Here is a 25,762-nt window from a genome sequence, read left to right on the forward strand (position 1 = left end):
AGGTTCAACTCAATTCCAGTTTGCCAGAGAATTAATCTCTGCGGCGGCGGCCTTTGGGTTTGGGCTTGCCGGCGCCGCCACTTTTGCCGCGGAAGGGACCTCGCTGGTCTTTGATGGCATCTTTCCCTTCGGGGCGACGGCGACCACCGAGCGATGGTCCCCCGCGGCGTGGGACGGTGTCGTCCATTCGCTTGGTCACGCGAAAGTCGAGCTCGCGGCGATCGATATCGACGTGGGCCACTTCCACCTGAATGCGATCGCCCAGGCGGTAGCGATTTCCCGCGCGGAAGCCAACCAGGCTGTGCGTCGCACCGTCGTAGCGATAGTAGTCGTCACTGAGCGTTTCGAGTCGCACCATGCCTTCGGCAGGCAAGTCGATACCTTGGGCGAACAGCCCGTACTCTTCGACGCCGGTGATGACGGCCTGCATTCGCATGCCGATCTTCTTGGCCAGGTAGGTCAGCAGCTTCATCTTGGTCAGTTCGCGCTCGGCCTTTTCGGCTCGCTGTTCGCGCTCGCTGCAGTGTTCGCCCAGCAACATCTGGCGATCGAAATCGGCCAGCGGCTTTTTGCCGCGGCAGATGGCGTCGATCATGCGATGAATGGTCAAGTCTGGGTAGCGACGAATCGGCGAGGTGAAGTGACAGTAGTGATCGCTGTTGAGCGCGTAATGCCCTTCTTCTACCGGGCTATAAACCGCCTTCTGCATGCTCCGCAGCACGGCATAGTTCACGGCATGCTCTTCGGCACAGCCGGCAACTTCACCGATGATGCGCTTCACTTCAAAGCGATTGGCCATTTCGCCGCATTCGATCCCCAACTCTTTGATGAAGCCGTTGAGCGCCAGCAGCTTACGCAGGTCCGGATGTTCGTGTACGCGGCGTAGGAACGGCAACTCGCGCTCAAAGAGCAAGCGAGCGGTCGCTTCGTTGGCGGCCAACATGAACTCTTCGATGATCTGGTGGCTCACGGTGTTCTTCACCACGTGCGCACCGACCACTTCACCGCGACGATCGAGGTCGATCTTTACTTCTGGCAACGTCAGTTCGATCGCGCCGGCTTCTAACCGCCGCTTGCGCAGGATCATCGCCAGTTCGTGCATCCGCCCCAGCAGTTCGAAGACTGCTGGCGACAGCTTGGTTCGCCAAGGTTCGGGATTAGCGAGATACTCGTCAACTTCTTCATAGGTGAAACGCCGGCAGCTCTTGATCGCACTGCGATGGAACTCGCTGTGCACCGGCACACCGGCCGCGTTGAATTCGATCAACGCCGTCTGCGTGTAGCGGACCTTGTTGGGTTGCAAACTGGCCAGGTTGTTGCTGATCACTTCCGGCAGCATCGGGATGACGCGGTCCGGCAAGTAGACGCTCGTGGCCCGTTCGCGGGCTTCGCGATCGAGAGGCGACTTCAATTGTACGAAGTGCGACACGTCGGCAATGTGCACGCCGAGCGTCCAATGGCCGTTGTCGTGACGAACGAGCGAAATCGCATCGTCAAAGTCGCGGGCATCGACAGGGTCGATGGTGATGATCGTTGACTCGGTCAGATCGAGTCGATCGCCGATGGCTTCATCAAATCGTTCGGCTTCTTGCCGAGCGGCTTCAACCACGTCTTCCGGAAATTCTTCCGGCAAGGCAAATTCGCGAATGATCGAGAGCAGGTCGACCCCTGGCTCGCCACGCTTGCCGAGTACTTCGGTGATGACCGCTTCGCCGTCATCGTAGTGCGAGGGGAACTGCACCATCTCCACGACGACCTTGTCGTTCGGCGCGGCACCTTTCGCGCCGGGATCGCCGACGGGGACCGGATTGGCGAACATCTTGGCGTCGATTTCGACGAAGGCTGCGCCATCGACCTCTTTGTACACACCGACAAACTGGTGCGTACTGCGCTCGGCGACCTTGATGATCTCGCCGCTGATCTTCGGCAGTTTCTGTTGATCTTCCTCGAACCCGCCGCGATTGCGGCTGATTCGCACAATCACCGTATCGCCGCTGGCGGCATCGCCGGTGTTCTTCAGCGGGATGAAGATGTCCATGGTGCGCTCGGCACTGCGGGGAGTGCCCAGCGGGCGGACAAAGCCAAAACCTTTGGCGGCCCGGCGGAACTTGCCGGTGACGAGCCCTCGCTCGGGAGCCTTGGGCTTGTCGGCCTTGATCTTGGATTTCAATTCTCGCACGCGCTCGAGCGCCTCGGCGTTGGTCTGCACCACGACGGGTGCGGGCTTCGCATCGCGACTGACGGGGGGGCGCACGATATGGCCGGAGCCGTACGAGAGCTTGCCCGCTTTGACCAGGCGGCGGATGCAAATCTTGAGCGCCTGGTGTTGCTCGGTGGCGAGCTTGAGTTGTTTGGCAATCACGCGCGGCTTGACCGGCTGATACTCCGGCCGCAGCACGTGCGCGAGTACCATCGGCTCCAGCTTGCGGGCGGCGGGCGATGCCTTTTCACGAACAGGCTCAGCGGCCTCTTCGTTGGTGTCCTCATCGGGTGCCTCCGACTCAGCGTCGACTTCTTCGACGTCATCAAGCTCGGTGGCGGCCAAGGACGCTTCTTCAGCTGCCGTCAGCTGCTCGTCCTGTGATGGGGGCACTTCGGGAGGGGAAACTTCATTTTCTTCTGGATTCATCATTCCTACAGTCTACAAAACCAGCCTGCTACATGTGCAATTTTCGATTCGGCAGCGCGAGGCAGGCTTTGGTGCGCGACGAGCCGATCGTGGGAAGCCACTGAACAACAGCGGCAATGGGTGGGCCAGCAAACAATGCGTCCAGGCTTTTTTCTGGATCCGTTTTCTTCAAACTTGGCCCTAAAAGCAGCGAGACAGAACTCGCTTTCGGCCAGCAACAGCCAGACCGGTGATTAAGTACAAAGACGTACGCGGGGCAGAAAAGGTTCGCGCCGCCAGCCAATATTTCTTCACTCACTCCAGGAAGTATAGCACACTCTGGGGAAAAACAAGGGGATTTTAGTTGCGGAGGTTGGGAGTCAGAGGTGGTGCATTCAGGACATAGGTAACAGATTTGGTTCAGGACATAGGTGGCGCGGGTAGGGAGTGGGGTAACGCATTTTGTTGTTTGACAAAGAATCACGGGTCGGGCAGATTTCAGTTTGCGTCGGTGTTTGATGCTCGTTGACCCGCGTTTGCGCGGGCAACCTGTACAAGGGCTCGTCGAGAAGCTGAACCGCCATTGGTGGTTCAGTTAACGAACCTGCGCGCAGATTTAAGATGAGCGATTCAGCGACTGCGGTTGGCGCCAGGACATGTCGTCTGGGGTCGATTGTCTACTCGCGGGGTTGGTGATGGCTTGCAGTTGGCGAGTCGACTTGGAATTGTCTCGCGAACCGTTCGCCAGGAGCCGAGAAAACGGGATCCGTAAGGCGGTCGAAAGTGGTTATCACCTTTTCGCCAGATTTTTCGACCTATGTCACCTAAGTGGAGTGTCAGCAAGATGTTCAAGCAAACGGTTATCGCGAAAAAATCACTGAAAAGGTTATCAAAATTGGTTATCAGCGGCGGTGACTAAGCAGGTGAGGTGAAAGACACCAAGGGGAAATCCTACGGGCAGCTTGCCTAACTTTCCGACAAAGGCACCGCCTCTTGGTAGTACGCAGAGGAGGAAAAATTAGAGCGGCAGTTCGGCGAGCAGATCTCGGAGGGCGTCGAAGCTGGCGGGTTTGACCAGGTGGTAATCGAAGCCCGCTTCGCGAGCTTGCAGCTTGTCGCTGTCCTGGCCATACCCGGTGAGGGCGACGAGCACGACATGGGCCGCCTTGGGATGCTTGCGGAGTTTGTCGGCCAGTTCGTAGCCGTCCATCTCGGGCATGCCGATATCGGAAATGATGACGTCGAACGGTTCGCGCTCGACATGCTGCAGGGCTTCTTTGCCGCTGCTGGCGGTGCGCACGTGCTGTCCCATCGTTTCGAGCAACCGGCCCATTGTATAAACCGCTGCGCGGGTATCGTCGACCACCAAGATTCGCCGTCGCGGCAAGTCCGCCAAAGCTTGCGAGCCGTTATTTGCGTGCGTGGGTAGGACCGGCAACGAGCGAAGCGCCAGTGGCAAGTGCACGATGAATTCGCTGCCGCATCCGACTCCGTCGCTGGTCGCCTCGATAGTGCCACCGTGCATTTGCACCAGGCTTTTAGCCAGTGTGAGGCCGATACCGAGTCCACCTTGCGCGCGGCGAGTTGTACGGTCGACTTGCGAGAACATATCGAAGATTTTGGGAAGCATTTCGGCCGAGATGCCCAGGCCAGCATCGCGCACCGAGATGACGGCGGTCTCTCCTTCACGCCGGGCACTGATCCAGATCTCGCCACCTTCTTCGGTGTACTTGGCGGCGTTGTTCAAGAGATTGGTCATTACCTGGGCCAAGCGCACCGAGTCCCCTTCGACGCACAGTGGATAGCCAGGCAAGTCGATATGCAAATGATGCCGCGCAGCTTCGATCAGCGGGCGACTCGCTTCGACGGCGCTACCAACCACCGTAAGCAGTTCGACAGGCTCCTTGCGGAGGACGATCTTGCCACGCGTGATGCGCGAGACTTCGAGCAAGTCGTCGACAAGGCGGACCATGTGCTGCACTTGCCGCTCCATGATCTCGCGAACGTGATGCGCAGCGGGGCTCAGTTCTTCGCAGAGCCGCAGGATGTGCAGCGAGTTGCTGAGCGGCGCCAGTGGATTGCGCAGTTCGTGCGCGAGCATGGCCAGGAACTCGTCTTTGCGGCGGTCGGCTTCGCGCAGCTGTGCATAAAGCTGTGCATTTTCGATGTAGTCGACGGCTTGCCGGGTGCAGAGATCGACGAGGTGCAACTCGCGCGAAGTCGGCAGGTGTGGATTCATGAAGTACGTCGCCAGCACTCCGATGAATCGACCACCTCGCGTCAGCAGCGGTGTGGCATGAACCGCGCGAAAGCCAGCTTCGCGCGCCTGGCAGCGGAAATCGTCGAAGAGGGGCGAGTCTTCGATGTCCTGCACCACCACTCGCTCTTTGGTGCGCAGGCACTCGCCGCTCGCACCTGTGCCCTGCTCGACACGATCAATGGACTGCACGAACTCGTCCGAGAACCCCAAGCTGGCTCCCACGCGCAGGCAATCGTGCTCTTCGTCGTAGAGCGACACAATGCCTCGGGCGGTACCTTCGAAGGTGGTCGCTGTGCGCAGCATCTCCAACAGTGTGGGGCGCATTTCCAGCGTGCTGGAAAGGTGCACGCTCATGTCGTGCAAGCGTCCCAGGTCTGCAAGTTGAGCGGCGAGTTCGTCCTTGATCTTGGCGAGAGTTTTGGTGGCTTCGAGCCGTTCGGTAATGTCGATGGCCATGCCAGCCACCCAAGCGGGCTTGCCATCGGTGCCGGGAATCACAAACTTGCTGACCAGCGAATGATGCACACCATCGGGCTGTTGCAGCGTTTCGATGGTTTCCAAGCGAGTGGTCGAGTTGAGTGCCTGGCGATCGTTCTCGCGAAAGGCCGCGGCCGTAGCCGGCGGAAACAGTTCTTCGTCGGTGCAGCCAATGATTTCTTCACGCGTCCGCTGAAAGGCGGCAGCCGCGGCGTCGTTCACAAACGCGTAACGACCCTTGGTATCTTTGATCCAAGCCAACCCGGGCAAATGTTGCATGAAGCGAGTGAACCGCTGCTCGTTTTCGAGCCACGGCTCGTCGTTCCAAGGTTCGCCCGTACGAGGCACCGCGCCCAGATCGGTGAGCGTACACAACACGCCGGTGATTGGTTCGCTGTGGTGCGCAGAGCCGTTGTCGGCCTTGTTGCCGCGCAGCGGGTTCGCCTGCGCGAGCACTTCGCGGCAAGAGCCATCGGGCAAACTGAGCGTGACGAGCTGGCCGCGGCAAGCTTCGCCAAAAAAGACCGCGCGGGCTGCCCAGCATTCGGTGCTGGGCAGCGGCAGACCGGTCGCCGAGAGAACCTGGCACGGGCCAGTCCAATGAGTGGCGACCTCATCACGCTCGGGCGATTGTTGCCACAGTTGCTCGGCCAGCAGGTTCCAGGCGATGATGCGCCCCTGGCGATCGCAAATGTAAGCAGCACTCGGCAAGGCATCGAGCAACGAATGCCACGCAGCGTCAGAGTCTTTGCTCTGCGCGCGAGGACTTTCCAGGATGTATGGCGATCCCTGTTCCATGAATCGTCTCAGGCCAGCGAAGAGATGAGCCGCTGTCCACGCTCATTCACCTTAGCAAACCGATGTCTCTCTAGGGAACCCGATTACGAGGGGTGTGCGCAAAATTGTCACGATAAACCTATGCAACTGTGTGAATGATTTCACAAGGGACACTTAGTCCTGCGACATCTTCTGGCATTCCCCCGGGCAGAATGGGGGAGTCAGCGCCACCATGCTGACTTGGTAGATTGACCAGATCCTAAACACATTTCTCGAAAGATAGCCACGATGAACTATTACTCCTCCTTGATGTCATCCTTGCTGCTCGCTGCCCTGCCACTCGCACTCGCCGCGCAAGAGACCAAACAGCAACAGGCGAAACAGCCGCAAGCAACGCGGTTCGACCTGAAGGAACGGGCGAGCAAGATCGATGAGCGAGCCCAGGAGCATCCGGAGATTGGCTTTGTCTTTACCAAGGATGGCAAGCCTGCGGACTTGCAACATGCGTGCGTCGATACCAGTGCGAAGCCGCAGGGCAAACTCGTCATTTGGCTGATGGGGCACAGCCAACCACTGGCCGAGCGCGTTTCGGGTTATGGGTTGCATTACATTCAGGTGCACTATGCCAACGGCTGGTTCGGCAAGCTCAACAAGGAACCCGCCCCGGCCGATTCACAGCACCTAGGAAACATTCGCCTCGAAGCGGCCATTGGCGAGGATGTGAGCGCGCACATCGACATTCCCAAGCCCGACAGCATTGCCGAACGCTCGCTGCAGTTTGTGAAGCACCTGCAGAAGATGAACCCCGAGGGAAACTGGAAACAGTTCGTTGCTGCCGATGGCAACTCGCTGCAGTGGGACAACGTGATCCTCGCTGGTATCTCGCACGGCAGCACCACCGCCGCACGGTTTGCCAAGCACCAAAAAGTGGCTCGCGTGGTGATGCTCTCTGGTCCGCGCGATCAATACGAATCGTGGCAATCGTTGCCCTCGAAGACTCCCGGCAATCGTTACTTCGGCTTTACGCACGTCTTGGACGGAGGCTGGACCGGCGATCACTATTGCCGCTCGTGGGAACTGCTCGGCCTACACGAATACGGTCCGCTCGTTGATGTCGATGCCGTGAAGCCGCCGTTCGAGAACAGCCGTCGCTTGATCACCAATGCCGACGTGAAGAAGGACGCCGGCCGTGCTCACAACGCTAGTTTGCCCGGCGGCGCTGCCGTGAAAGGTGCCGATGGTAAGTTCATTCACGAAGCTGTCTGGCGGTACCTGTTTACACACCCCGTTGACCAGGTCGGCGATGCCGTGCCCGCCGACCCCGAATGCAAGAAGGATCTGCGAAAGAAATAGATCTTCGCAGGAACCTGGAGTTCAAGGTTTCGGACTCGACCGCTTGAGCCTGAAACGCTGCCTGTCTCAGAACTCAGAACCCAAAACTTAGAATTACTACGATGAAAATGTTCCTTGCCGGCGAGTGGGTCGACCGCGACCAGCGGAGCGAAGTGCGTCATCCGTTCGATGGACACGTGGTCGACACGGTGCCGCAAGCCACCAACGACGATGTGTCGCGGGCCATCGGCTCAGCCGTCGCAGGTGCCAAGCTGATGGCGAAGGTCTCGGCCTACGATCGCTTTGCGATGTTACGCCGAGCAGCTGATGCCGTGCTGGCCAAGAAGGCAGAGCTCGGTCGGTTGATCAGCCTCGAAGAAGGGAAGACGTTGGCCGAGGGTGAGTTTGAAGTAACCCGCGCGGCGACGACGCTGGAAGTCTCGGCGGAAGAAGCCAAACGGATGACCGGCGAGATGTTGCCCCTCGATGCCGCGCCGGGAGCAGCGGGCAAGATCGGCTTCACGTTACGCGTTCCCTGTGGCGTAGTCGTGGCGATCGCGCCGTTCAACTTTCCGCTCAATTTGGTTTGTCATAAGGTGGGCCCCGCGCTCGCGGCCGGTAACGCGGTGGTCTTGAAGCCGGCGAGCAATACTCCGCTTTCCTCACTGCGACTGATCGAGATCTTGCTGGAGTGCGGCGTTCCTCCGCTGGCGATTCAGTGCGTCACTGGCGCCGGCGGCGAGATTGGCACGGCACTGTGCCAGGACGAGCGCGTGCGCAAGATCACGTTCACGGGGAGCGTAGAGGTTGGCAAGAAAATCTGCGCGGTCGCTGGTCTCAAGCGAGTAACGATGGAACTCGGTAGCAATAGCCCGCTGATCGTGCTCGACGATGCCGACCTGAACAAAGCGGCCGAAGCGATTCTGGCCACGGGCTACGGTAATGCCGGGCAGGTGTGCATCTCGGCCCAGCGGATCATTGCGCTGCCCAAGATTTATGACGAACTGCTGGAGCGATTGCAGCCTAAAGTCGAAGGGCTGACAGCCGGCGATCCACTGAAGAGTGGGACGCGGATGGGACCGATGATTCGCGAAAGCGACGCCGTGCGAGTGGAACAGTGGGTACACGAAGCGGTTGCTCAAGGGGCGCGGTTGCTAACCGGTGGATCACGGCGGGGCACATTGCACGAACCCACCTTGCTCGCTGATGTGCGCCCCGAGATGCGCATCAGCAAAGAGGAACTATTTGGCCCGGCGGTTGGTGTGACGCGGGCGGCCGATGTTGACGAAGCTATTCGGCTGGCGAATGACAGTCGTTATGGTCTGAGTGCCGCCCTCTTTACGCAGAACCTCGAGGCGGCGATGAAGTTCGCTCGTTTGGCCGAGTGTGGCAATGTGCACGTGAACTGGGGACCTTCATGGCGCGTCGACATGATGCCCTACGGTGGCTGGAAAGAGAGCGGTCTGGGCAAAGAAGGGCCGAAGTATGCGATTCAAGAAATGACGGAGACCAAGACCGTCGTGCTCCATTTGCCGCCGGAATAAGCTGTTTCCAGAGACTGGAGGCCCAAGAAGACGACAGGGACACCAGGCTCTGGCACTATGATTGCATCGCAGGTTTCACTTGATTCCTCTCCCCTTAGGTTTGCCAATGCGCTGGTTGCGATACGTCGGCTCGGTACTGCAGGAATCCACGAACGAGTGGCTCAAGGACAACGGTCCGCGCATGGGTGCGGCGCTCGCGTTCTATAGCATCCTGTCGATTGCCCCCTTGCTGATGATTGCCCTCGCACTCGCGGGGCTATTCTTCGACCAGGCAGTTGCTCGCGAACACTTGTTGAAGCAGACAAGCGAACTGGTAGGTAACGAAGGGTCCACGGCAATCAAAGCGATGCTCGATAGCGGCACGCAAACGGGCGGCCGGTTGGCCACGATCTTGGGTATCGCCACGCTGCTGTTTGGTGCCTCGGGTGTCTTCGGAGAATTGCAGGCCGCCATGGATGCCGTGTGGGACGTGAAACCCAAGAGCATGAGTTGGCTGGCGATTCTGCGGGCTCGCTTTCTCTCGTTCAGCATGGTGATTGGGGTCGGGTTCTTGCTGCTGATTTCGCTCGTCATCAGCACGTTGATTGCCAGCGTGCATGAACTGTTTAAAGGCAAGCTCCCCGAGTTCGAGCCGATGTGGCATGCGGTTTCGTCGCTCGTCACGCTGCTCATTGTCACGCTGCTATTTGCTCTCATCTTCAAAGTGCTGCCCGATGCGAAAGTGGCCTGGCGCGATGTGTGGGGCGGTGCGATCCTGACGGCGGTGTTGTTTTCGATTGGCAAGTTGGCGATCAGCTTGTATCTGGGCAAAAGCGGACTCGCGTCGGGCTATGGCGCGGCCGGTTCGCTCGTGGTGCTGCTGGTCTGGGTTTATTATTCGTCGCAGATTCTGTTCTTTGGCGCAGAGATTACCCACGTGATTGCGCGGCGGCGGAACAAAAAAATCGAGCCGGCCGAGAACGCCGAACTGGCGCATCAAAAGGATGATGTTCCAGCAGATAACGCAGTTCACTAAATCTGCCCGCGAACATTTGACGAAGGCGCACGACGTTTTTACGATCACACCGGCAAGCAACTCTCGGTGGGATAAGGACTCGATCATGGCGTTGAACAAGCGGGGCAAATGGTGGTACGGCGAATCGCAGGCAGATATCCGCACGGAACTTACTCGCCAGGGCCAGCTCAACGAGTATGTTCCCCAGCACTTCGCCAATGCCAAATGCCAGTGCGGCAATCCGACGTTTCAGCTGGAACTAGACGATAACGAAGGCGCCGCCGTGCGCATCTGTGCAAAGTGCAAAGTTCGTCACGCGATGGGGGACAGCGAAGATTACTTGGAAGATGCGGAGCTGGAAGAAGCTGCCTGCGTGTGTGGCGCCGATGTGTTTGAGATCACCGTGGGAGTATCGCTGTACGACGACAGCGAGGATGTTCGCTGGCTCTACCTGGGCTGCCGCTGCACGGCCTGGGGTCTGACGGGCTGCTATGGCGATTGGAAGAACGAATTCGAAGACTACCGACAACTGTTGGCGCGCGTGTGAGCATTGGAGTGGCGAAGTGGCGCGGCGACGTGGCCTGGTGAGGTTGCCAACATGAAACGATTCCGCTGTTGCCAGTTCAGCATTCGCAGTCTGCTGTTGCTGCTCACTTGCCTGGGTGTGGTTCTGTTGTCACTTCGGTTGCTATACGAACGAGGGGAACGCCAGCAGCGGGCCGTCGAGGAAATACGCAAGATCGGTGGTGGTTGGAAGTTGGAGCCACACACACTCTATTCCAACTACGACTACTGCTTTCGTGACGTGCAGCACGTGGCGCTAACCTCGCGCTCACTTCGCGATGAGCAACTGGTGTTGCTGCAGGAGTTTCCCCGCCTCAAAACCTTGAGCCTGTCGTGTTCGCCGGTGACGGATGCTTCGCTGCCATATATTCGCCCGCTGAAGCGACTCGAGTACCTCGACTTGCGAGGTACAAAACTGTCGGACGCGGCCATCGCACAACTCAAGCGAGAACTGCCAAGCTGCGAGATCGAGACGATGGTTACTCGCCGCTGCAGTAAGTGTCGCCAGATCTTCAGCTCGCGAGATCATTTCGGCGCCTGTCCCGCTTGCGAATGAACGAGGCTGCCAAGGGATTATTCCTCTTCGTCTTCTTCCTCTTCAAACTCAAAGTCTTCGTCAAAGCCGCTCACTTCCCAGCCAAAGTTGGCTTCTTCCTTCTCCCAAGGAACTTCGCGACCAAAGCCCATCGAGCCATGACGTCCCGCACCCAGCACCCGCGTAAAGTTCCACTGCTCGTCCTCGGTGTACTCGATATCGTCGAGGTACATCTTGGCCGTTGGCAGCGGGCATTCCAGGCGCAGGCCTGTCAGCCGAGTCAGCACTTCAGCATGGCTGTTCAGCGTGAAGCCTTCGACGGTGATCGGCTCGCCGCTGTGATCGTCCATCAGGCTCTTGAGTTCGTCGCTAACCTCTTCGCTTTCTTCGAGTTCGATCTGCAGGCCGTCGATTTCGATTTCGACATCCTCACACTCGAAGTGAATCCCTTCAGGTCGGTCGAAGCCGCGCAGGGCCAGCCGCAAGATTTCTTCAAACCGATGCTGCGGCGGATAGAGGTTGGCAATCTCTTCAAGCTCGATCGAGATGAGCTTTTGCGGCGTCGCGGCGACCGCCTGGCGAAACAAGCGGGCATAAACCTTCAACTCGCCCAGTTGCTGCAGGATCGATTCGAGATAAGGAACCGCGGCATCGAACTGCTCGAGCGCTTTCGCCTTGGTGCACAGCGGAGCGAAGGCCGAAACGTCGGTTCCTTGCACCTCGAACTTGGTTTGCCGCAAGTCGCCTTCGCGAAACAGGGCGAGCCAAAACAGCGGCAGAAACTCGACGTCGGTGGCGATGGTGTGATTCGGTGCGTCGTACTCGCCGTCGGCAAACGACGGATAAATGGTGTCGACGTTGGACGAGGTCAAAAACGAGCGGTTCGACATGAGAGGTCTTTCGCGAAAGGATCTGGCCTACTTGCGCGGCTCGCCCGCGATGGACCCGGGCGACTCGCCCTAGAATCATACGAAAGGTTACCTCACTCGCGCAGCATACATCTCGTCATTTCGCCGACAAAGAAGATCGCATGGAAAAGCAATTGCACGTGGCACTACCCAAGGACTGGATCGACGCTTCGCCCGAGAATCCCAATGGTCCGCACACGTTCATGTGGGACTGCGAAGACGCCTCGGCCGCGCTGCAGATTCGCGTGGCGGAATACTCCGGTGGGGCCAAGCCTTATCCCAGTGAGGTTGAACTGCTGAAGATCTCGGAACGCTTCGGTCACGACCATGGCTTTGGCAAACAGCAGAGTTCGTATAGTGGGCCGTGCAAGTTTGGCGGCTATGGCACGGCGATCTTCGTTCCTCAGGAAGCCCCGACCGTTGATGCTCCGAAACATGCCCAGATCTGGATCCTCTCCAACGGCCTCGACTTCATCTTTGTCACGCTGTTTGCGATGGACGCGCCGCATCATCGCGAGCTGGAAGGAGCACAGGAGATTGTGAATGAGCTGTTGTTTAATTGATGCTTTACTTGCAATAGCGACGTTGTAGCTTGTTAAATTAGGGTTCTACTCGTAGCCACTTGCCAACATTAGCAACATAACACTTTTCGATGTTTGGAGTGCTCACCATGTCGGCCAGTTGAGTTTCCCCAGCAGGAAAAATAAGAAACTCGTCTGGTAAATCATTTCGCTGTGATCCTGTTCTCGAGACGGCAGCTAGCGGCACGTTAGCTGACGCCAGAAATGGCATCATCGCACCCAGAATGAACTTCAACTGAAACTCCAGCATATCGTGATCAAACGCTCCCAGGCTATTGAGATGCCCTTCTATATCAACGAACAGATGTCGAGGCATGCCAGGAAGTTGCCGCTGCGACTCAATTATTAGCTTACCAACTGACTTCGCGGCATCTTCAAATGTATCACTGGAAAATATGATGTGATATATCAAAGACCGACTCCCCGATATTTTGTTCTCGTGAAACAAATCTTCCTTTGTGTTAACTAGCTCTGATTCGGAAACCTGCTCAATGGCAGTAAAGGTACGTCTTCTTTCAGCCACAATATCCCACCACAGGTCACGCATCTGACGGATCTGAGTGCGCTTTTCAGGATTGCCGCCGTAGAGGTCATGGCAACGCGCGCAGAGTGGCGCTGCATTTTCAAGCCTGTTTGAACCATTCTCGGCTTGCGGCGTGATATGGTGAACTTCAACGAAACAGTGGTGACAAACGCAACAACGAAACCCTGATCGTCTCTTTGCTTCGAGTTTAATCTTCTCTGAGAATGGCATCTCCGCTCCTAGTCAAGTTAGCTGAGCATCTCATGCACCACGCGGCCGCCGGTAACGAGAGGCAGCGGCCGGCCGAGGCGGTCGGGGATCATGGTGTGGGCGTCGATGCCGAGCAAGTGATAAATCGTGCAGAGGATGTCCTTCGGGTTAATGGGATTCTCTTGCACAAAGCTGCCGTGCTTGTCGCTGCTGCCAATGATGTTGCCGCGGGTGATGCCGGCACCAGCGAAGGCGTTGCTGTAGACGTCGGACCAATGTTCGCGGCCTGCGCCGTTGGCTCCCTTGTCGTGAATGCGCGGCGTGCGACCATGCTCGGTGATGCACAGAACCAGCGTATCGTCGAGCATGCCTCGCTGCTCAAGATCGACGATCAGCGTGCTCAGCGCGCGATCGAGGCCGGGGAGCAGTTCGTCCTGCAGTCGTTCGTAATGATGAAAGTGCGTGTCCCAGGCTGAGTTGGCGATCTTGATTTCGTCCCAAATGACCGTGACGAGTTTCGCTCCCGCTTCGAGCAGTCTGCGACCGGCGAGCGTGGCCTGGCCGAAGAGCGTGTGGCCGTATTGCTCGCGGAGCGAGTCCTTTTCCCGGGTCAGATCGAGGGCCGTTTTGATTTCGTTCGAGGTGAGCAGCGAGTAAGCCATTTCGCGAAACCGATCGTGCCCGCGCGACGCTGCAGCCGTTTGATAGTCCCGCTGCTCGTGCTGCAACTTGCTGAGGAGCGACCAGCGACTGTTGAGTTGGTCGAGGGGCATCGCGGCGTCCCCTTTTGCTTGCGACACGACAAAGCGACTGGCCGGATCAATGCCCAAGTAAGGCTCATCGACGCTCTGCATATCGTTGCCGCGCCAACGAGCCGTCTTGCCGGTGATCGCCCCTTCGAACTCCGTGCAAACCGGATCGTAGCCCCGGCCGAGAAAGCCGCCGTAGGGTCCGCCGCGCGTGAACTCGCCCGCGCGACTGCTGAAGCGAAATGGGAGGCAGATATTGCGTGGGGTTGATGGCGGCGGAGCGGTCGGGTTCGCCTTGGTCGCAAGGTAATCGAGCACACTACCAAAGCTGGGCCAGTGCCGCGCGTCGAACGGATTCAGTTCCATCGGGATATCGACCTTGTCGATCCCCGACATCGTGTACGCCGCCGAATGAATGTTGTAGGGATGCGACATCGAGCGCACGAGCGTCAGCCGATCGGTGATCTTCGCGACCTTGGGCAGATGCTCACAAATCTGCATCCCCGGCACTGCGGTGCTGATGGGGTTGAACTTACCGCGAATCTCGGCCGGCGCGTCCGGCTTGGGGTCCCATGTTTCATGCTGAGCCGCCGCGCCATACAAGTACAGCAACATCACCCGCTTCGCCCGACCAAAGCTGCTGCTCCCCAGCGGACGTTCGGCTGCTGCGGCCTGCTGCATCGCCACCAGCGGCGAAGCTGCCGCCGCGAGCGAACCGGCCATCACGCCGAACGAGCGGCGCGAGAGGTTCAAGTGGTTCGTCGATCGGCGAGTTTGCATGCATTGGTTCTCCAGCGGAATTCTGCTCCCAACATTCTGACCGAACGCAGCCTGCTCGGCGACGGTAAACTTCGCTGCCTGCGAAAATCCAGGTTCCGGCTTAATCACCTGCAGGCCCTCGGGAAGAGAGGAATCGGGCGGGCATCATCAACGCGAGTTCGGTTCATCGCTATAATCGCCTGCTGCCAACGAATAACCCGGGAATGGTTTTTCCCCGTGATGCCCATTGTTTGAGTGAAGGATCTGCCGCGATGAAGTGCCCCTCTTGCCAAGCCGAAATGCCAGCCGACGCGCTCTTCTGCGCGAAGTGCGGCCAGCGATTGAACGACTCGGTACCAGTGGGCGGTGTGGCACCTGCCACACCCATGGAGCGTATGAAAGGTCGCGCCACGACACCCGATGAGCCCGAGACCCCGCTCTGGCAAGGCGGTTACTCGCCCAAGGCGATGATCGGCCATTGGCTCCTCGCGGCTGTGGTCACAGTAGCCTGCGTCGTGGGCGGCGTGATCTTTTCGGTCCCCACGGCGGGTGCAGCTTGGTTGTTTGTGGCCATCATTGTGGTTGCCCTTTGGTCGGTGCTCGGCTTGTACTACCTGTACCTGCGCTATGGCATGAGCTACGAACTGACCAGCCAGCGACTCATGCACAAGGTTGGCATTTTCAGCCAATCGACCAATCGCATCGAAGTGATCGACGTCGACGATGTGTCCTACCATCAGACGTTCATCGAACGGATGCTGGGCGTCGGCACGATCAAGATTCTCTCGAGCGACACCTCGGACCCGATGCTCGTGATTCGCGGCATCGACGATGTGAAACGGATCGCCAACATGATCGACAACGTCCGTCGCGACGAACGCCGCCGCCGCGGCATGTACATCGAAACGGTCTAATCTCTCCTTCGCACTGTGACACCCTGCCTTGCTCGGCCCGCGTTTTACGAACAAAAACGGACGAGGTAGCGATGACCAAAAAGAGGCGATTGGCGCGTCTGAACTTGGATTGTGAGGCTGAAATCCTCGCTGAAGAGTGGATGGCAGGAAGGTGGGATCATATCCCTGAAGTGAAATCTGCTGCGATTGGCGAGCAAGTAACTCTAGCAAGTGAATTAATGCGAAGGTGTCCAGGGCACACATTGGAGGTGTACCTGGATGCAATTGCTCGAGCGTGGTGGAGTAAGATCCGGTAAGGCAGGTTTGCCTGCGAGAACCTGCTTTCCAACTGGACCCACTATCTGCACGCCCAGCAATTTGACTCCCCTTCCCACCGCCATCTATAGTGGAACAGGCGTCGTGGTGAACGGTGCGAATCTGCACTGGTTCAAATGGCATAAGCGTTGAGTCGAAATCTCGCGATGGGATCCCAAGTAGGCTGAGATGCGCTGGGAAGATCTGTTTGGCACCATCGACGTCTCCACTCAAGGCCTGAGCAGCAGCACCGCTGTTCCGCCCACTGCCGCGCCAGTCGTCAATGCAGTGCCTCCGGTTGCTAGCCCAGCACCGCAGGCAGTGCCCGTTCAAGTGCCTGCGGCGCAAACAGCACCCGCCAACCAGGCGACCGAGTCCTATCCGGGTGTGTGGGAGATGGCGCAGACGTTTACCTCGTCGGCGGTGCAGTTTGCCGCCAGCGGCGGGCAAACGGTGAGCCGCGATGTCCGCGAACAGCGCCTGGCCATGTGCCAGATGTGCCCCGAGTACGACGGCACCCGTTGTGTCCGTTGCGGCTGCTTTATCGCGGCCAAAACCTGGATGCCTCATGAAAAGTGTCCGATCGGAAAATGGCCCGTCTGATAACTTGTGACGAAAATCAGGATGGGGAAAGGAATCGCGATTTGCCGATAAACCCGGCAACTGCACGCAATCTTCATGAAAATGCAATTGATAGGCGTTTGACAAGTGTCGGCGAATTGCCGATACTGACAGACTCTTGAAGCAGGATTCTGGGAGCGACCGAGCGAATGACCCCGCGGCACTTTCGAGCAACGACGATCCTCTGTCTCGCCATCCTGGCGGCGGACTTGGTCGTTGCGCAATTGCCGCACACCCATTCGCATGCACACGGCGAGCACGCCAGTTGCCATCACAGTGCTTGCCAGACGCATCAACAGCACGAGCACACTTGCGCGCACGCTCACCACGGCTGTTCGCATTCGCAAGCACCACAGCCTGCAGAACAGCAGACTCCAGTCGACTCTGATGTTCCCTGCGATCACTGCACCCTGTGCCGCCATCAATCGCAGGCCGCGCTTCCTTGCACCGTCGTGCCAGCGCTGCAGATCGAAACCTTCTGTGCTCCTGTCTGCGTTCAACAATCGTCGCAGATCGCTCTGTTCACACCGCGCGTCTATCAAGGGCGTGGTCCTCCTAGCTGGTTGTAACTTTTCAGTCGTTGTCGCCCGACGAGGGGCGCGCAGTCTTGCGCACCTTCCATCTCGCCGGGCACTGATGAGTCAACCTGTTCATACCTGTCTTTGCCGCTGGCCTGCTGCGCCAGGGCGAGATTAGTTTCGCTGGGAGAAATGAAAGATGTCACGTCACCGCCCCCGCGGTTTCACGCTGGTTGAATTGCTGGTGGTCATTGCGATCATCGGCGTCTTGGTCGCCCTGTTGTTGCCCGCCGTGCAAGCCGCCCGCGAAGCGGCTCGCGGCGCTCAGTGTAAGAACAACATCCGCCAGATTGGTCTGGCGATGCACAACTATCACGATACCCACGGTCGTTTGCCGCCAGGCTGGATCGGCAATCAGCCCGAGGGCACCCCAGGCTGGGGTTGGACCGTCAGCATTCTGCCGCAGCTCGAACAGACGGCCCTGCAGACCAGCGTGAACCGGAACCAACCGATTTCGCACGCTGCCAACCAGCAAGCCCGCGAGACCGTGGTGAATCTTCTCTTCTGCCCGTCCGATCCCAGCCCCAAACGCTTCATGCTGGCCACCGGTGGCGAAGATCACGAACACGAGCACGAAGAGGAGGAAGAAGAGGGGCACGATGCCCACCATCACTCGATCGACGATGGCACGCCCATGTTTATGGTCAGCCGCTCGAATTACATCGGCGTCTTCGGCACCGTGGAAGTGGAGGATGCTCCAGGTGGCGGCGACGGCGCGTTCTATTTTCTCAGCACGACTCGCTTTGCCGACGTCACCGACGGCTTGAGCAACACGCTGCTCGTCGGCGAACGGGGTGCGCGTTTCGGTGGCAGCATGTGGCAGGGCGTGGTTCCCACCGCCAACGAAGCCATGTTGCGGGTTGTCGGCGTTGCCGACCACACGCCGAATCACCACGATCATCACTTTGACGACTTCACCAGCTATCACCCCTCGGGCGTCCACTTCGTCCTGGGCGATGGCTCGGTCCGTCGCATCGACGATCACATCGACCTGGGTGTGTACCGAGGCCTGAGCACGATCGGCGGCGGCGAGGTTTCGCAGTAGGGCCTTTTTGAGCATCTCCCCGGCGATCGCTTTGCGGTTGCCGACTTCCCCTTGCTCCCGTGTGGCTGCCGCACGCTTGAACAGCCCCTGAACACCCCAGGCTTGATAACTTTTTGGCGCGATTTTTCGCATCTGCAAAGCCCCTTTAAACCTCTTCGCGACCACCACTTCCGTCGAGTGATAACCGGTAATCGACCGTTTTCTTGATAACCGTTTGATAACCAGTTAAGCCTGCCATTTTGGCACTTGAACAGCCCGCACTCTGCGCTGTTTCGCTTCTCTCTAAGGCGGCAAACAATCCCTAATTAATTTCTATCTCGCGACTCATTAACCGCCACTTGCGTCAAATCTTCACAAACACTATTGCTGTTGTGGTAGTCAGTTTGCGGCGCACGGTGCCTGTCGTTCTGAGTAGTAGTCCGACCACCGATCTTTGTCAGGCTGCCCGCTTCGCTACCTCTCCTGACCAAGAACGACACCAGCGCAGCGACCACCCTGGCCGCTCTCGCCGCCGCTCCTCATTTACGTACACTGTCCGACATTGGCGCAAAATCGTGATCTTTTGTCAATCATTACGACAATACTTATTTGTTACATTTGAATTGAAATCGGCAGCGACGCCCTCCGCAACAATGGGGCGGAATCGACGCAATCGACCTGCTTGATGTTGCGGGCAACAAAACTCGCGACGTGGTCTTACTCGCCGCCATCTCCACTTAAGGGGGCGATCGGTCACCTAAGGCCGATTTCTATCGTTCAAATCGACCAGCACTCACCCTGTTAGGTGGGCTCGCCTTTTTTATATGCGCATTTTTATCCCCAACACCCCCTTTAACAGGTGATTGTCCGGTAGCGCACAGGCGCGTTAAATGTTCGTATCTCGTTCAGCCGATTGCATTAACGCCACCGAACGAGAAATGTCGATGGATTTTGCGAGTGATCACCTGCCCCGACAAATTGCTGAGCGACCAGCCAAGCAGTGAGGAGAGAGACCATTAACCGAGCTGAACTGCGAAGCGACGGCTGGTGGCTACACTTCAACCAAGGAGAAGAGGCCGGTCCGTTTGTCACCATGGAAGACGCTGAAGCATTCCTCGACCATGTCGATAGTGTTCAGCAGCAACTGAAGAAGGCGAACCAGGCCTCGCCGGGCGCCGACGCCAGCCTGCCCAACAGTGGCAAGGCCGATGGCCCTCCCTGCTTCGGCACCTACTCTTAGCGCACCGCGACGCGGCAAATCGAGTCGTCGGCGATGACAAAAAAGACGTCGCCCGGCTGATGGTCGATGGCCAGACTATCAACAAACGAACTGAAGGCCGGCAGCACCAGCGAATTGGCTCGCAGCAAGAAGCAGGGAGCCACCACGAGGTCGCCCGCTCGATATTGTTTGAACTTGGGGTGCAGGTGTCCCGCCAGAGCCGGCTGAGTAACGGCGAACGGCGGATAGTGACACCACTGGAACGACCCGCCGGCCGCAGGTTCGGCGACGCATTCAATCTCCCAGTCTGCGGGCGGAAGTCCGGCCCGCACATCGTGATTGCCAATCACCAGCTGCATGTGCAGCGACCGGTGCCGCTGTCGCCATTGGCGAATGCGTTCAAACAGGGTCGCACAGCGGCCCGCCCGAGCATGCAGCAAGTCGCCAAGCACGATCAGCGAGTTTGGACGAGTCTGCTCGATCAGTTGATCCAGACGCTGCAGGTCAGCGTCGCTCCCCTCAGGGAGCGGAATGTTGGCAGCGCGAAAGGTCGCCGCTTTGCCAAAGTGAGGATCGGCGATGAACAGCGACTGTCGTGCGGGCCACCACACGGCCCGCTGGGGCAACAGCACCAGTTGCTCGCCGCACCAGTCCAACACACCATCGTTGATGTTTGGCTGTTCCGTCATGCCTCGCTCCTAGCGGTTTTGTCTGCTGCATTCTCTAGCGATTGTTGCATGCGACGAACGCGGTCGATCAGCTTTTCGGTCGACAATCGCTCGCGGAGGCGATCGACCATCAGCGAAAACGACAGGGGAGTAAAACGCTCACAGTTACGAATGACGATCCGCGCCGAACGGAGCGTACGTAGAGTTTCGACCAGGCGCGTGTGATCTAGTTGTCGTTCGAGCACTTCCTCGCGGGCTTGCCTTAGCAATAGATTCGCCGGATCGTGCTCGGCAAACACGTCGAACAGCAAACCACTGGAGGCCTGCATTTGCCGAGCCGAGCGAGGCTGACCGGGAAAGCCCATCACAATGAGCCCCGCGACGCGAGCGATTTCGCGAAACTGCCGCCGCGCCATTTCTACCGCGTTCAAGCTGCGGCCAATGTCGGCCTGCAACTCCTCCTGCGAGAACAGGCCGGCGGCGAGTGCCGCTTCCAAGGGGGGCGGCGTGGGCGATACCAGCTCTAGCCCGTAATCGTTCATCGCCATGCTGAAGGTGATCGGACCAAACTGGGCGAGACGCCAGGCAAAGAGCGCCGCCAGGCCTTCGTGCACCAAACGTCCGGCAAACGGATAAAAGAAGAGGTGGAAGCCTTCCCGCGAGCGAACTTGCTCGATCAATAGCTCATCGTGTCGCGGGATCTGCGACCAGCTTTGCTGGGTCTTCAGCAGCGGCCGGAGCGCTTGCATTTCCGGGCCAATCAGCTCGTCGCGGGCCGCTTCATCGAGTTTTCTCCGGACCGCTGTCGCCAACTCGGTGGAGAGCGGCATGCGGCCGCCCATCCAACGCGGGATCTGCCCTGTATCGCTGCCCGTGGCTTTGCGCACCCAAACTTTCATATCGCGAACGTACGCGAGAGTGACCGTGCGACCACCAAACGTGAAACGCTCGCCGGGAGCCATTTTCGAGACGAACGATTCTTCAATGGTGCCCAGCTTGGGGCCATTCACATATTGAACAGAGAGCGCCGCATCGCTGGCGATGGTGCCGATCGATAGTCGATGCTGGCGGATGATCCGCGGGTTTTCGACCAGGTAGCGACCTTCGCGTTCGATCACTTTTTGATAGTCGGGATAAGCTCGCAGGGCTGGCCCGCCGCGGGTAATAAAGTCGAGAACCCAATCCCATTCTTCGTCCGTCAATTGAGCATACGAGGCCGTGCGGCGAACTTCGGCGAGTAGGTCCTCGCGCGTGAAGCCGCCACCAATGGCAATCGTGACGGCATGTTGCGCCAACACGTCGAGCGGTTTGCGCGGTGGCTCGCGTGCTTCCAAATGACCAGCGGCGATCGCTTCGCGGGCAGCCACCGTTTCGATCAATTCAATCGCGTTAGTGGGGACACAGGTTACGTGACTGATCCCTCCGGGCTCATGACCACTGCGGCCCGCGCGTTGCAGCAACCGCGCGACGCCTTTCGGGCTCCCCACTTGAATGACCCGCTCCACGGCACTGAAGTCGACGCCCAGATCGAGGCTGGAGGTACAGACCACGCACTTCAATTTGCCGGCTCGTAGTCGATCTTCAACCCAGTGCCGCGACGCTTGAGAGATTGAGCCGTGATGCAAGGCGAGTTGACCCGCCCATTCGGGCTTGGCTCGCAAGATCGCCTGGTACCACAGCTCGGACTGCGATCGCGTGTTGGTAAAGACGAGCGATGTAGCCGCTTGCTCGAGGGCGACCACGACTTCGCGAAGTAATCGCAGGCCGAGGTGACCGGCCCACGGAAACCGCTCGATGTTGGCCGGGATGATCGAGTCGATGACGATCTTCTTGCGCTGTCGGCCGGCGACCAAGAGCGGCGGAACAGGCAAGCTGCTGCGATCGCCCACGAGCACATCGAGCGCGCCGGGCAAGTTGCCCAGCGTCGCGGACAGTCCCCAGACCTTGAGCTGCGGTTGCCAACGACGAAGACGGGCCAGGGCGAGTTCGGTTTGCACGCCGCGCTTGCTGGCCAGTAGCTCGTGCCATTCGTCGACGACAACCAGGCGCAGGTCGCGCAGTTGTTCCTGCGTGTCGGGGCGGCTGAGCAGCATCGAGAGACTTTCCGGCGTTGTCAGCAGCGTCGTGGGCAATCGTTTGAGTTGCTTCGCCCGCTGGCTGGCCGTCGTGTCGCCCGTGCGTGTTTCCAGCGTCCAGGGTATCTGCAGGTCTTGCAAGGGGCGCTGCAGCGCGGCGGCCGTATCTTGCACCAAGGCTCGCAAGGGAGTGATCCACAACACTCGGAGCGGCGCATGGGCCTGCTTCGCTGAGGGGACGCTCGGCCTCTTTGCTGCGGCCTGCTCGGTCAGCCATTCCTGCAGGGCCGCGAGCCAAACGGCGTAGGTTTTTCCCGTGCCGGTGGTCGCGTGAACAAGTCCACTCGCGCCGCTGGCATAAGCGTTCCAGACCTCGCGCTGAAAAGGAAAGGGCTTCCAGCCCTGCTGCTCAAACCAGGCGTTGATCGTTTGCAGTGCCGATCGCTTTTTCTGCTGCTTGGCCTGTGGCAAGTCCGATTGCTCGGCCGCGTACTGGGTCACGTGGCCTCCGGGGTCAGGAGCCCGCGAATGGTCGCCAGCGAATCGGCATCGGCGGGCTGTTTGTCGCGCCGCCAGCGAGCGATTCTCGGAAAGCGAACCGCCAGCCCCGACTTATGACGGCTCGAAGATTGGATCCCTTCGAAGGCCAACTCAAACACAAGTTGCGGCGTGACGGAACGGACCGGACCAAATTTTTCCAGCGTGTTCTGTCTCACAAAGCGATCGACCTCACGAATCTCGGCATCGGAGAGCCCCGAGTAGGCCTTTGCAAAGGGAACCAACTCACCTTCTTGCCAGGCGGCGAACGTGTAGTCGGTGTACAAGCTGGCTCGGCGACCCGAGCCTCGCTGGGCATAGACGAGAACCGCATCGCACGAGTACGGCTCAATCTTCCACTTCCACCACGAGCCCGTGACGCGTCCCACTTCGTAGCTCGAATCGACCCGCTTAAGCATCAGCCCTTCGACCTGCTTCGCTCGACTCTCCTCACGTAGTTTCGCCAGTTCATCCCAAGAGCCCGCGTCCACGATCGGCGAAGGCACAATCAACCCCGTGGCATTGCTATCGGTAACCAACCGTTCCAGCTGTTGTCGTCGGAGGTGAAACGGTTGCTGGCGAATGTCGGTGCCATTTACCTCTAACGCATCGAACGCGACGAAGCGAACGGGAACATCGGCGAGCAACTTCTTGCCCACGCTCTTGCGGCCGATTCGCTTTTGCAACTCGCCGAACGGCAGCACGCCGTCGCGCCAGGCCAAAATCTCGCCGTCGAGCACGGTTCCATGGGGCAGCAGTTGGGCCGCAGGTGCCAACTCGGGAAAGCGATCGAGAATCAACTCTTCGCCGCGCGACCACAGAAACGACTCACCACCGCGGCGCACCAGCTGCGCACGAATGCCGTCCCACTTCCATTCGGCTGACCATTCTTCGCGCGGGCCCAGCGCGGCCGGCTCTATTTGCAAGGGATGCGCTAGACAAAACGGATAAGGCCTGCTGCGATCGGTCTCGCCGTTATCGGCAGCAACCAAGGCTTGAAAGAACTGCGCCGTCGGCAGCCAGTTTCCCATCAGGCGGTGGGCAATCACGGCAGCTGGCAAGCCGGATACTTCGGCTAAGGCACGTACCACCAGCCCTTGCGAAACACCAACGCGAAAACTTCCTGTGACCAGTTTGTTGAAGACAAACCGTTCGGTCGTGGCCAATTGCGACCAGGCTTGGCGCATGGCTTCCCGCTGCTCACTCTCGGTTAACCGGGCAAGTGGCTGCAAGACTGTCTGCATCCACTCGTGCAAAGGTATCTCCGACTTGGCGGTCGGCGGCGGCAGCAGCAATGCGATGGTTTCGGCGAGGTCACCAACGGCGTCGTAGCATTCGCCGAACAACCAATCCGGCAGCTCGGCAAGCTCGGCCGCCCAGCTGCGCAGGTTTCGCATCAGGATGAGCCGCTTCAGTTTCTGACCACTCAAAAAATAGACGGCCCACGCGGCATCGGCCGGCGCTGCGTGCGCAAAGTAGTTCCGCATCGCTTCGATCTTGCGATTCGTCTTCGTGGTCTCATCGAGTTGGCGATAACATTCGGCGAAGGCTTGCATCGAATACTGTGTGTTCCGTGATGTAAAAATCAGGTTGTGGATGAAGCGACTGCCGGTGGCGATTCGGGCGCTGCGTTTCTGTCGGCGGGCTCCACGGCGTTTTCATCTGCCGGTTCCGTGGCCTCATCGCGGCCATCAAGCTCTCCTTCAAACTGCGTGTGCAGGGAGTATGCTTCCAGCCTTTGTTCGGTCAGCCAGCGGACCATCGTGGCAATTTGTCCGTGCGTGACAAACACACGCTGCGCACCCGTCTCGCGAATTGTGTTGCACAGGCCGGGCCAATCGGCGTGATCGGAGAGAACAAAGCCGCGGTCGACGGAACGGCGGCGGCGAGCACCGCGCACCAACATCCAGCCCGACACGAAGGCCGTGGCCGCATCGCCGAACTTCCGCATCCAGGACGTTCCCGCGGCCGATGGCGGCGCAACAATCATGGCCCCGGCCCAGGAGGCAGCATTTTCACCCCGGCGGGCGTAGCTCGTGGCGGGCAATTCAATTCCCATGGCCCGGTAAGCCGCATTCAATTTTTCGACGGCACCGTGGCAGTAGATTGGACCAATCGTCGCATCGAGACCGGCGAGCAGGCGCTGCGCCTTGCCGAATGCATAACCAAACACAACGGAGGCCCGGCCATCGTCGCGATTGGCTCGCCACCAGTCGTTGATCGACTGTTGCAGCACCGCTTGAGCGGGCCAGCGGTAGATCGGCAGGCCGAAGGTCGACTCGGTGATGAAGGTGTGACAGCGGACAATCTCAATCGGCCGACAAGTACTATCCGGCGCGACCTTGTAGTCGCCCGAGGCAACCCAAACTTCACCTCGGTGCTCAATACGAATCTGCGCGGAGCCGAGCACATGTCCGGCGGGATGCAAGGACACGCGCACGCCATTCAGCGAGAGCGACTCGCCGTAGGCCAGTGTTTCGATATTGGCCTGCGGCCCCATTCGCGTACGCAGCACCAGCTGACCATCGGTCGTCGTGAGGTACTTCTGGTGCCCCCAGCGCGCATGGTCTCCGTGGGCATGCGTAATGACAGCGCGCGGAACCGGTTGCCACGGGTCGATGTAAAAATCGCCACTCTCGCAATAGAGTCCCGCTGCAGTTTCTCGCACTAATAGTGAAGGCATGTATTTTCATGGGCTGACAGCAGCCAAGCTTGAGACGATCTTGAGTCACTGAAATTCAAGGCACACAATTCTACGAACACAGGCAAGAGGCCGAGGCACTTCCAGAGCCCAAGTCGGCAGACACCAACTCGGCAAACACTGTGCCATTCCCGGGCAAGCGGGTATCGCCACGTCAGCGGGTGGACTTCTCTTCCGCATCGTCAAATTACCAGTAGTCACTGCGGATGGTTTGCGGTCGCGCTGACCCCTTCGCAAGCAACCGCTGCGAACGATGCCATCGACGCATTGGCAATCTCGCGCGGAATCGATTACCGTGATCGTCGCTTCA

At 58.9% G+C, this 25,762-nt stretch carries 20 protein-coding genes; 11 read left to right on the top strand and 9 right to left on the bottom strand.

What is annotated here, in order from left to right:
• Nucleotides 1-31 precede the first annotated feature (31 nt).
• A complete protein-coding gene (rnr, locus tag NA78x_RS28360; protein ID WP_425615742.1) occupies nucleotides 32-2,632 on the bottom strand; it encodes a ribonuclease R in 2,601 nt (866 codons plus the stop codon).
• A gap of 994 nt (nucleotides 2,633-3,626) precedes the next feature.
• Complete coding sequence (locus NA78x_RS28365) at nucleotides 3,627-6,143, bottom strand: ATP-binding protein (RefSeq protein WP_425615743.1); 2,517 nt, start codon at nucleotides 6,141-6,143, stop codon at nucleotides 3,627-3,629.
• A gap of 267 nt (nucleotides 6,144-6,410) precedes the next feature.
• Between NA78x_RS28365 and NA78x_RS28370 the strand changes: the two genes are divergently transcribed.
• From NA78x_RS28370 to NA78x_RS28390, 5 genes are all read left to right on the top strand, one after another.
• Nucleotides 6,411-7,475 (top strand): BPSS1187 family protein, encoded by a 1,065-nt coding sequence (locus tag NA78x_RS28370; RefSeq protein WP_425615744.1) that lies wholly within the window; start codon nucleotides 6,411-6,413, stop codon nucleotides 7,473-7,475.
• A 101-nt stretch (nucleotides 7,476-7,576) separates the two neighbouring features.
• Nucleotides 7,577-8,998, top strand: a complete 1,422-nt coding sequence (locus tag NA78x_RS28375) for an aldehyde dehydrogenase family protein (RefSeq protein ID WP_425615745.1) — start codon at nucleotides 7,577-7,579, stop codon at nucleotides 8,996-8,998.
• A 106-nt stretch (nucleotides 8,999-9,104) separates the two neighbouring features.
• Nucleotides 9,105-10,013, top strand: a complete 909-nt coding sequence (locus NA78x_RS28380; RefSeq protein WP_425615746.1) for a YihY/virulence factor BrkB family protein — start codon at nucleotides 9,105-9,107, stop codon at nucleotides 10,011-10,013.
• 85 nt (nucleotides 10,014-10,098) lie between these two features.
• Nucleotides 10,099-10,539, top strand: coding sequence for a hypothetical protein (locus NA78x_RS28385; protein WP_425615747.1), 441 nt, complete (start codon nucleotides 10,099-10,101; stop codon nucleotides 10,537-10,539).
• 51 nt (nucleotides 10,540-10,590) lie between these two features.
• Nucleotides 10,591-11,112: a hypothetical protein gene (locus tag NA78x_RS28390; RefSeq protein ID WP_425615748.1), complete on the top strand. Its 522-nt coding sequence runs from the start codon at nucleotides 10,591-10,593 to the stop codon at nucleotides 11,110-11,112.
• Nucleotides 11,113-11,129: 17 nt separating this feature from the next.
• Here NA78x_RS28390 and NA78x_RS28395 read toward each other — a convergent pair whose 3' ends face one another.
• Nucleotides 11,130-11,981 carry a hypothetical protein gene (locus NA78x_RS28395; RefSeq protein WP_425615749.1) on the bottom strand — a complete coding sequence of 284 codons (852 nt, stop codon included), beginning with the start codon at nucleotides 11,979-11,981 and terminating at the stop codon, nucleotides 11,130-11,132.
• Nucleotides 11,982-12,121: 140 nt separating this feature from the next.
• On the opposite strand from NA78x_RS28395, the gene NA78x_RS28400 reads away from it, so the two are divergent.
• The gene (locus tag NA78x_RS28400; RefSeq protein WP_425615750.1) at nucleotides 12,122-12,562 is read left to right on the top strand and encodes a hypothetical protein; all 441 of its coding nucleotides are present in this window, start codon (nucleotides 12,122-12,124) and stop codon (nucleotides 12,560-12,562) included.
• A 37-nt stretch (nucleotides 12,563-12,599) separates the two neighbouring features.
• Here the strand turns inward: NA78x_RS28400 and NA78x_RS28405 are convergent, their stop codons facing one another.
• Together NA78x_RS28405 and NA78x_RS28410 are read right to left on the bottom strand one after the other, a co-directional pair.
• Nucleotides 12,600-13,334, bottom strand: a complete 735-nt coding sequence (locus tag NA78x_RS28405) for an HNH endonuclease (RefSeq protein ID WP_425615751.1) — start codon at nucleotides 13,332-13,334, stop codon at nucleotides 12,600-12,602.
• 17 nt (nucleotides 13,335-13,351) lie between these two features.
• The gene (locus NA78x_RS28410; RefSeq protein ID WP_425615752.1) at nucleotides 13,352-14,842 is read right to left on the bottom strand and encodes a DUF1501 domain-containing protein; all 1,491 of its coding nucleotides are present in this window, start codon (nucleotides 14,840-14,842) and stop codon (nucleotides 13,352-13,354) included.
• Between the two features lie 251 nt (nucleotides 14,843-15,093).
• Between NA78x_RS28410 and NA78x_RS28415 the strand changes: the two genes are divergently transcribed.
• The 5 genes from NA78x_RS28415 to NA78x_RS28435 all read left to right on the top strand — a co-directional run bounded on the left by NA78x_RS28415 (nucleotide 15,094) and on the right by NA78x_RS28435 (nucleotide 19,492).
• The gene (locus NA78x_RS28415) at nucleotides 15,094-15,735 is read left to right on the top strand and encodes a PH domain-containing protein (protein ID WP_425615753.1); all 642 of its coding nucleotides are present in this window, start codon (nucleotides 15,094-15,096) and stop codon (nucleotides 15,733-15,735) included.
• 483 nt (nucleotides 15,736-16,218) lie between these two features.
• Entirely contained in the window at nucleotides 16,219-16,632 is a 414-nt protein-coding gene (locus NA78x_RS28420; RefSeq protein WP_425615754.1) for a hypothetical protein, read from the top strand.
• A 167-nt stretch (nucleotides 16,633-16,799) separates the two neighbouring features.
• On the top strand, nucleotides 16,800-17,219 hold the full coding sequence (locus NA78x_RS28425; RefSeq protein WP_425615755.1) for a hypothetical protein: 420 nt from the start codon (nucleotides 16,800-16,802) through the stop codon (nucleotides 17,217-17,219).
• Nucleotides 17,220-17,367: 148 nt separating this feature from the next.
• Complete coding sequence (locus NA78x_RS28430; protein WP_425615756.1) at nucleotides 17,368-18,273, top strand: DUF1559 domain-containing protein; 906 nt, start codon at nucleotides 17,368-17,370, stop codon at nucleotides 18,271-18,273.
• Nucleotides 18,274-19,345: 1,072 nt separating this feature from the next.
• The gene (locus tag NA78x_RS28435; protein ID WP_425615757.1) at nucleotides 19,346-19,492 is read left to right on the top strand and encodes a hypothetical protein; all 147 of its coding nucleotides are present in this window, start codon (nucleotides 19,346-19,348) and stop codon (nucleotides 19,490-19,492) included.
• Here the strand turns inward: NA78x_RS28435 and pdeM are convergent.
• From pdeM to NA78x_RS28455, 4 genes are read right to left on the bottom strand one after another with little or no spacing between them, the layout of a single operon-like run.
• Nucleotides 19,489-20,160, bottom strand: coding sequence for a ligase-associated DNA damage response endonuclease PdeM (gene pdeM, locus NA78x_RS28440; protein ID WP_425615758.1), 672 nt, complete (start codon nucleotides 20,158-20,160; stop codon nucleotides 19,489-19,491). The genes NA78x_RS28435 and pdeM overlap by 4 nt on opposite strands.
• Complete coding sequence (locus NA78x_RS28445; RefSeq protein WP_425615759.1) at nucleotides 20,157-22,715, bottom strand: ligase-associated DNA damage response DEXH box helicase; 2,559 nt, start codon at nucleotides 22,713-22,715, stop codon at nucleotides 20,157-20,159. Before NA78x_RS28445 ends, pdeM begins: the two co-directional genes overlap by 4 nt.
• A complete protein-coding gene (locus NA78x_RS28450) occupies nucleotides 22,712-24,307 on the bottom strand; it encodes an ATP-dependent DNA ligase (RefSeq protein ID WP_425615760.1) in 1,596 nt (531 codons plus the stop codon). Before NA78x_RS28450 ends, NA78x_RS28445 begins: the two co-directional genes overlap by 4 nt.
• Nucleotides 24,308-24,336: 29 nt before the next feature.
• The gene (locus NA78x_RS28455) at nucleotides 24,337-25,434 is read right to left on the bottom strand and encodes a ligase-associated DNA damage response exonuclease (RefSeq protein ID WP_425615761.1); all 1,098 of its coding nucleotides are present in this window, start codon (nucleotides 25,432-25,434) and stop codon (nucleotides 24,337-24,339) included.
• Nucleotides 25,435-25,762 lie beyond the last annotated feature (328 nt).

It is taken from the genome of Anatilimnocola aquadivae (assembly GCF_049819085.1).
In the GTDB taxonomy this organism is placed as follows: Bacteria; Planctomycetota; Planctomycetia; order Pirellulales; family Pirellulaceae; genus Anatilimnocola.